Origin of the sequence: Microbacterium sp. CPCC 204701, from assembly GCF_004010105.1 — a bacterium.
Lineage (GTDB): Bacteria > Actinomycetota > Actinomycetes > Actinomycetales > Microbacteriaceae > Microbacterium.
On sequence record NZ_RRYE01000125.1, the window covers coordinates 1 to 7,826 of the forward strand.

Here is a 7,826-nt window from a genome sequence, read left to right on the forward strand (position 1 = left end):
CGACCCGCCCGGGCGCCGACCGCAGCGGCGCGTGAGCCTGCGTGCGGGAGTCGAGTGCACGCGAGGCAGCGCGCACCGAGGACTCCTCAGCGTCCGGGTGAGGCCGCGATGCCGTCAGGCCAGGGCCGCCTCGGGCGGGGCGAGCGCGAGCCCGTGTGCCGTCGCGACGCCCGCGTTGACGACGCTTCCGCCGACGATGTTGAGCCCCGCGGCGAGAGCGGCGTCGGCGCGCAGCGCGTCCTTCCAGCCGTGTCGGGCGATCTGACGGATGTAGGGCACCGTCGCGTTCGTCAGCGCCGACGTCGACGTGTTGGGCACGGCGCCCGGCATGTTGGCGACGCAGTAGAAGATGCTGCCGTGGACCGTGAACGTCGGGTCCGCGTGTGTCGTCGGGTGCGTGTCCTCGAAGCACCCGCCCTGGTCGACGGCGATGTCGACGAGCACGGAGCCGGGTCGCATGCGCGTCACCATGTCGTTGGTGACCAGCTTCGGCGCCTTCGCACCGGGGATCAGCACCGAGCCGATGACGAGATCCGATGAGACCACCGCGCGGTCGAGGTCGAGTGGGTTGGACGCGGCGGTCCGGACCCGGCCCTGGAAGTGGTCGTCGAGGAAGCGGAGACGCTGGATGTTCGTGTCGAAGATCGTCACGTCCGCCCCCATGCCCGCGGCGATGTACGCCGAGTTCGCGCCCGCGACCCCGCCCCCGATCACGGTCACGGCCGCGGGGCGCGTGCCGGGCACGCCCGACATCAGCAGTCCCAGACCGCCCGCGGACCGCATGAGCGTGGACGCTCCCACCATCGGAGCCAAGCGGCCCGCGACCTCACTCATCGGCGCGAGCAGGGGCAGGCCGCCGCCGGCGAGCTGCACGGTCTCGTATGCGATCGCGGTCACTCCGTCGGCGATCAGCCGGTCGGTGAGCGGCCGATCCGCGGCGAGGTGGAGGTACGTGAACAGTACGAGGTCGTCGCGGAAGTACCCGTACTCGCTCGCGACAGGCTCCTTGACCTTGAGCAGGAGCTCCGCCCGGGCCCAGACCTCGGCCGGGTCGTCGAGCAGCACCGCGCCGGCGGCCTCGTACTCGGCATCCGGCATCGACGATCCCTCGCCGGCGCCGCGCTGCACGATGACCTCGTGGCCCGCCGCCACCAGGTCGTGCACGCCCGCGGGCGTCAGGGCGACCCGGTACTCGTTGTTCTTGACCTCGGTGGGGACACCGATCCTCATCGCGTGATCCTTTCCGCTCCGCCGTTGGAGCGCTCGGGCTCCTGGTGGGAGCGCCTCTAGAAAGCGGGGCGGATGGCCCCGACATCCTGCCCGCCGCCTGTCACGGCGAGAGGAAGCCTCGACATCGCAGTGTCGACGTCCGCGGATGCGAGGGCGCCGTGCCGCTCGAGCAGTCGCAGCGCGACCGCGGTCGCGGCGCGCCCGCTGCCGTCGAGCATCTTCAGTGCGACCGTCGTGCCGTCGGGTGCGACCATGACCATGACGCCCTCGGCCCCGCCCTTGGCGAACACGCCGAGCTGCTCGATGGCGATCGTGTCGGGACGGCCGGGGCCGTCGATGGTCCACGGGTTCGCCCGCACGGCCTCCACCATGGCGCCCGCGCTGCGATGGAGCGCGAACGGCGACGACGTGGACGAGTTGCCGACGCGGTGGACGGCGCGCGCGAGACCGAAAAGGGTCACCGCGTACACGGGTGCGCCGCAGCCGTCGATCGCGGTCGCCGACACCTTCTCGCCGACGAGGCGCTCGATGACGTCGCGGATGTGCGCCTGCAGCGGATGCTCGGGCGACAGGTAGCCGGCGGGGTCCCAGCCGTTCACGACGGCCGTCAGCAGCATCGTGGCGTGCTTGCCCGAGCAGTTCATGCGGATGCGCTGCGGCTGGCCCAGCTCACGCACCATCTCGTCGCGCGTCGCCGTATCGCCCGGCCACGCGGTCGGGCATCCGAGGGCGTCCTCGCCGAGCTGCGCAGCGGAGAGGATGTCGCGCACGACGGCGACGTGACGATCCGTGCCCGAGTGGCTCGCGGTCGCGAGGCCGAGGCGCTCGCCCTCCAGCGGCGCTCCGGCCGAGAGGCATGCGAGGGCCTGCAGCGGCTTCAGACTGGAGCGGGGCAAGACCAGCGCGGACGGGTCTCCGAGCTTCTGCGCGATCGTCCCGTCGGCGGCCAGCACGATGGCGATGCCGGCGTGCCGCGACTCGACGAAACCGCTGCGCTCGACGACGGCGAGCTCGACGGCGTCGGCTGCGGCGAAGGTCTGCGGCACCCCGCCAGCCTACCGCCGCGGGCAGAGCGGTCCCACATGACAGACTGTGCACATGTGGGGCGAGCATCGATACACCGTCCGGACGACATGGACCGGTGATCGCGGGAGCGGCACATCCGGGTACCGCGACTACGACCGCGCGGTGACGATCGACATCGACGGCAAGCCGGCGCTCCTCGCGTCGTCCGACAAGCCTTTCCGCGGCGATCCGTCCCGCTGGAATCCCGAGGACATGCTCGTGGCCGCGCTCAGCGAGTGCCACCTGCTGTCGTACCTCCACGCGTGCGTGCAGGCGGGTGTGGTGGTCGTCGGGTACGAGGACGAGGCATCCGGTCTCATGGTCGAAGACGGTCGCGGCGGGGGCGCCTTCCGCGAGGTGGTGCTGAGGCCGCGCGTGACGGTCGCTGACGCGTCGATGACGGATGCCGCGACCGCCGCCCACGCGCAGGCGCACGAGTGGTGCTTCATCGCGAACTCGGTGAACTTTCCGGTGCGCCACGAGCCGACGGTCCTCGCGGCCGCCCCGTGATCGCCACCCTCCCGCGCTGAGAGTTCATCTGACGGACGAAACCTCGGGTGGCACCCGCCGTCTCGTCCGTCAGATGAATTCTCACGGTCGACAGGGGGTCAGCGGCGCTCGTGGGGGAGGACCTGCTTGATCCGCTCGATCGGGCTCTGCGCCGGCACCTCGTTGTAGGAGTTGGCGAGTTCCTGGCCCGACAGGGCGTGGATCGCCGACATGATCTCGTCGGTCGCGAGGCGGCGCGCGCGTCCCGAGCTCGCCGGTCCGTGGTGGCCGAGGTCGAGTGGCTCACCGAACCGCACCGTCACGCGGTGCCTGAGCGAGGGCATCTTGGCTCCGACCGGCATGACCTTGTCGGTGCCGATGAGGCCGACCGGGACCACGGGCGCGCCGGTCTGGAGCGCGAGGAACGCAACGCCGGTGCGGCCCTTGTAGAGGCGGCCGTCGAGCGATCGGGTCCCCTCCGGGTACAGTGCGACCGCGCTGCCGTCCTCGAGCAGGGCGCGCTGCTGGTCGAGCGCGTCGAGCGCTGCCTGACCGACGCCGCGCTGCACCGGGACGGCGCCGATCGCGGTGAAGAACTGACGGGATGCCCAGCCGCCGAGGCCGGATCCTTCGAAGTAGCTGGATTTCGCGAGGAAGTGCACGGGGCGGGGAGCGGCGACGGGGATCGCGATCGAGTCGATGAAAGACAGGTGGTTGCTGGCGAAGATCACCGGTCCGGTCTTCGGGACGTGCGCGCGACCTTCGACGCGGGGACGGTAGACGATCCGGGCGAGCGGCGCCACCACGAATCGCCCGAGTGCGTAGGCGGAGCCCATCCGCCTCACCGACGGCGCATCGGGCTCCGAGACGGCGGCGCCGCGCGGGTCGTCGGCTCCGGGCGCGAGGTCGGAAGTCACCCGTCGAGGGTACTCCCGATTCCATTCCGGTACCGGCATGGCCTTTCTCAGCGCAGCCAGAGGAAAGATGGGGGAGGATGGAGGTTCCGCTTCCACCGACTTGAGGTTGTCTCGTGCGCATTCGCCCGCTCGCCGCCCTGTCCGCCGCCGCCTTGACGGCCATTCTGCTCGCAGGCTGCTCGGGCGCCCCCGAGGGATCCGAGACTCCGTCGCCTGACGCGACGTCGGCAGCCGACCTCTGCTCGGTGGCTGCTCCCGAGGGCGACGTCGCGTCGGCGGTCACGGTCAGCGGCGAGGTCGGCGAGTCGGCGACCGCCGAGTTCGAGGCGCCCCTCGAGATCGAGAGCGCGGAGCGCGCGATCGCCGTCGAGGGCGACGGGGCCGAGATCCAGGACGGCGACTACGTGTCGTACGCGCTCGCGGTCTTCGACGCGACGTCCGGCGAGTCGCTGCAGTCGGGTGGGTTCGGCGGCTCCCCGCTGCCCGCGATGCCGATCTCCATCGGCTCCGGCGCGGACCAGTTCTTCGGGTGCGCGGCCGAGGGCTCGCGCATCGTGATGACCGTGCCCGACACCGGCAACGGCTCGCTCGTGTACGTGATCGACGTCCTCGGCGTGACGCCCGCGGCCGACTGGTGCGCCGTGACCGAGCCCGGTGCCGACTTCCCCTCTGTGGAGTTCTCGGCCGAGGGTGTGCCGACCATCACGATCCCCGCGACGGAGCCCCCCGCCGAGGTCCAGGTCGAGGTGCTCGAGGAGGGCGACGGCGACGTCGTCGAGCCGGGCGACACCGTGACGGTGAACTACACCGGCATGAAGTGGAGCGACTCCACCGTCTTCGACTCGAGCTGGGAGCGCGGCGAGCCCGCCGAGTTCCAGACGACCGGAGTCGTCGCCGGCTTCCAGCGCGCACTCGAAGGACACACCGCCGGTTCGAAGGTGCTCGTCTCGATGCCGCCGGCCTGCGGCTACGGCGAGGACCCGGCAGGCCACGAGCTCGGCGGACAGACCCTCGTGTTCGTCGTCGAGATCCTCGAGGCCAAGCCCACCGAGCAGTAGGCCGCTCGATAGGCTGGCCGGATGCGGCGCGTCCTCATCCTCGGCTCGACGGGGTCGATCGGCACCCAGGCGCTCGACGTCGTGCGGGCGCACCCCCGTCGCTTCGAGGTCGTGGGCCTCGCCGCGGGCTCCGACCGCGAGGCGCTCGCCGCCCAGGCGGCCGAGCTCGGGGTCGAGCATACGGCGATCGGTGCGGTCGAGGCCGAGCAGCTGGTCCGTGACGTGGAGGCGGATGTCGTCCTCAACGGCATCACCGGCTCGGTGGGTCTCGGTCCGACGCTCGCCGCCCTCGAAGCGGGCCGGACGCTGGCGCTCGCGAATAAGGAGTCGCTCATCGTCGGCGGCGACCTCGTGATGGCCATCGCCCGGCCGGGCCAGATCGTTCCCGTCGACTCCGAGCACTCCGCGATCGCGCAGGCGCTTCGGGCCGGCGAGCACGGAGAGGTCCGCCGGCTCGTGCTGACGGCATCCGGCGGCCCGTTCCACGGTCGCAGCCGTGCGTCGCTCGAGGGGGTCACGCCCGCCGAGGCGCTCGCCCACCCCACGTGGGATATGGGCCGCGTCGTCACCACGAACTCCGCGACGCTCGTGAACAAGGGCCTCGAGGTGATCGAGGCGCACCTGCTGTTCGACGTGCCGTACTCCGAGATCGAGGTCGTGGTGCACCCGCAGTCCATCGTGCACTCGATGGTCGAGTTCGTCGACGGGTCGACCATCGCCCAGGCATCGCCGCCCGACATGCGGCTGCCGATCTCGCTCGGACTCGACTGGCCGCACCGCGTCGCCGGCGTGGGCCGGCCGCTGGACTGGCGGACGGCCTCGTCGTGGACGTTCGAGCCGCTCGACGAGGACGCGTTCCCGGCGGTGCGCCTGGCCAAGCATGTCGGCCGCGCCGGCGGCACTTACCCCGCCGTGCTCAACGCGGCCAATGAGCAGGCCGTCGACGCGTTCCACGAGGGGCGTCTCGGCTTCCTCAAAATCGTCGACACGGTCACGCGGGTGGTCGACGCGCACGAGGCGCCCGCGGCGCTCAGTCGGGACGCCCTGACGGAGGCCGAGCGCTGGGCGCGCGAGATCGCCGACAAGGTCATCGCCGGCCTCGATCGTTGAGCCGCCGCCCTTCGATACGGCTCGCTCCTCACCGCTCAGGAGCCGGAACGAGCGGGTCCGGCCGCGCCTGACGTCGCGACTGCATGCGGGGCGCCGTCTCGGGCACCAGAGCGCCCAGCGGCTCAGCGACCGGTGGGAAACGGCGGCCGGAGGGGGTCGGATGCCGGAGTCTCGTGCTCCGGGTACGGCACCGGCCAGTGCGGCTCGGGCACCGGCCACCCGGCCTCGCGCAGCGCGCGACGGGCGAGCTCTCGCGCCGAGTACGGCGTGCGGACGCCGCGGATGTCGCGGTAGTCCTGGTGACCTGGGCCGGCCCACAGGATCGCGTCGCCGTCGCCCACGCGCGAGACGGCCTCGATGATGGCACGCTCCGGCGGAGAGAACTCGTGGATCTCGGCGTCCGCGCGCGCGCGGCGCGCGCCCTCGATGAGCGTCGCGCGGATGGAGTCGGGGTCCTCGTGGCGAGGGTGGTGGTCGGTCACGATCAGGATGTCGCTGCCGAGCACCGCGGTGCGGCCCATGTCGTGGCGCTTGGTGGCGTCGCGGTCGCCGTCGGCGCCGAAGAGCATGACGACGGTGCCGGGCGTGACCCGGCGCACGGCGGCGAGCGTCTTCTCGAACGCGTCGGGGGAGTGCCCGAAGTCCACGTACACGGCCGGGCCGGTCTCACCCGAGACGAGCTCCGTGCGCCCGGGCAGGTACGCCTCGATGCGCTTGCCGTCGAGGGCGTCGGCGATGCGTTCCCACGCGTAGCCCCCCTCGAGGGTCATGACGATCGCAAGTCCCGCGTTGGCGGCCATGTGGCGCCCGATCACCGGGACGAGGGTCGTGAGCGAGCGGCCGTCGCGCGCCGTGAGGCGGAACTCGGTGCCCACCTGGCGCTCGTCGAGGATGTCGACCACCCAGTCGGCGGCGGCCGCGGCATCCGGATCCGACGCGAGCGCCGGCGTGCCGACGGTGACGGTCGGCACCTCGCTGCGCGCGACGACCTCGGCGCCTGGCTCGGAGTCGACGCACACGACGGCGCGGCGCGAACGATCCGGGCGGAACAGCGGCAGCTTGGCCTCGAAGTACTCGCGCATGTCGGCGTAGTCGTCGAGGTGGTCGTGGGTGAGGTTGGTGAAGCCGGCGACGTCGAACACGATGCCGTCGACGCGGCGACGGCTGAGTGCCTGCGCGCTCACCTCCACGGCGACAGCCTCGACGCCGCGCTCGCGCATGAGGGCGAGCAGCGCATGCATCTCATACGCTTCGGGGGTCGTGAGCCGCGACACGACGATCTGGCCCGCGATGTGCCGCTCGGCGGTCGAGGAGAGGCCGGTGACGGCGCCGAGCTGCCCGAGAATGCCTTCGAGCAGGTGCGACACGCTCGTCTTGCCGTTCGTGCCTGTCGTGCCGAACAGCAGCGGCAGATCGTCGTCGCGGCCGGTGCTGTACACCCAGGCCGACAGCTCGCCGAGGAGCGCGCGCGGATCGTCGACCAGTACCACCGGAAGCCCGCTCGCGGCCGCGACGTCGGCGCCGGCGGCATCCGTCACCACTGCCACCGCGCCGTTCTCGGCGGCGTCCGATGCGAACTCGGCGCCGTGACGGTTGACGCCCTGGACCGCGACGAAGAGGTCGCCCGGCCGCAGGTCGGCGGTTGCGAGGGTGAGCCCGGTGAGGGTCGTCGCACTGACGTCGCCGTGCACGTCGACCGCGAAGCGTGCGGCGAGGTCTGCGAGCGAGTGGGTCGGCGGCGCGTCCGGGCGGAGCACGGGGGGAAGGGGTGAGGGCGCGTCGTTCGGCATGGCGCCTCCATCCTCTCACCCGCTGCGCGGTGCCCCGCGCGGCGGATTGTGGACGGCCGCACGACGCGAGATCAGGTGATCTTGCGGAGACAGGACGGTTCGCGGCGAATCGTCCTGCGGCGGCGAGATCACCTGATCTCGCGAGGCGTCAGGCCCGGCGGCGGCCC

Annotated in this window: 7 protein-coding genes; 3 read left to right on the plus strand and 4 right to left on the minus strand. The window is 72.0% G+C overall.

Annotated elements, in window-relative coordinates:
- Positions 1-114: 114 nt before the first annotated feature.
- Entirely contained in the window at positions 115-1,230 is a 1,116-nt protein-coding gene (gene ald, locus EIO58_RS09290; protein WP_127819299.1) for an alanine dehydrogenase, read from the minus strand.
- A gap of 56 nt (positions 1,231-1,286) precedes the next feature.
- On the minus strand, positions 1,287-2,276 hold the full coding sequence (locus EIO58_RS09295; protein WP_127819300.1) for an asparaginase: 990 nt from the start codon (positions 2,274-2,276) through the stop codon (positions 1,287-1,289).
- A gap of 52 nt (positions 2,277-2,328) precedes the next feature.
- Here EIO58_RS09295 and EIO58_RS09300 point away from each other — a divergent pair, with 52 nt between their 5' ends.
- Complete coding sequence (locus tag EIO58_RS09300) at positions 2,329-2,805, plus strand: OsmC family protein (protein WP_127819301.1); 477 nt, start codon at positions 2,329-2,331, stop codon at positions 2,803-2,805.
- A gap of 98 nt (positions 2,806-2,903) precedes the next feature.
- On the opposite strand, the gene EIO58_RS09305 is transcribed toward EIO58_RS09300, so the two are convergent.
- Complete coding sequence (locus tag EIO58_RS09305; protein ID WP_240658679.1) at positions 2,904-3,620, minus strand: lysophospholipid acyltransferase family protein; 717 nt, start codon at positions 3,618-3,620, stop codon at positions 2,904-2,906.
- 194 nt (positions 3,621-3,814) lie between these two features.
- On the opposite strand from EIO58_RS09305, the gene EIO58_RS09310 reads away from it, so the two are divergent.
- Together EIO58_RS09310 and dxr are read left to right on the plus strand one after the other, a co-directional pair.
- Positions 3,815-4,759: an FKBP-type peptidyl-prolyl cis-trans isomerase gene (locus EIO58_RS09310; RefSeq protein ID WP_127819303.1), complete on the plus strand. Its 945-nt coding sequence runs from the start codon at positions 3,815-3,817 to the stop codon at positions 4,757-4,759.
- Positions 4,760-4,780: 21 nt separating this feature from the next.
- Complete coding sequence (gene dxr, locus EIO58_RS09315; protein WP_127819304.1) at positions 4,781-5,869, plus strand: 1-deoxy-D-xylulose-5-phosphate reductoisomerase; 1,089 nt, start codon at positions 4,781-4,783, stop codon at positions 5,867-5,869.
- A 122-nt stretch (positions 5,870-5,991) separates the two neighbouring features.
- Here dxr and EIO58_RS09320 read toward each other — a convergent pair whose 3' ends face one another.
- Positions 5,992-7,659, minus strand: coding sequence for a Mur ligase family protein (locus EIO58_RS09320; protein ID WP_164861604.1), 1,668 nt, complete (start codon positions 7,657-7,659; stop codon positions 5,992-5,994).
- Positions 7,660-7,826: the final 167 nt, after the last annotated feature.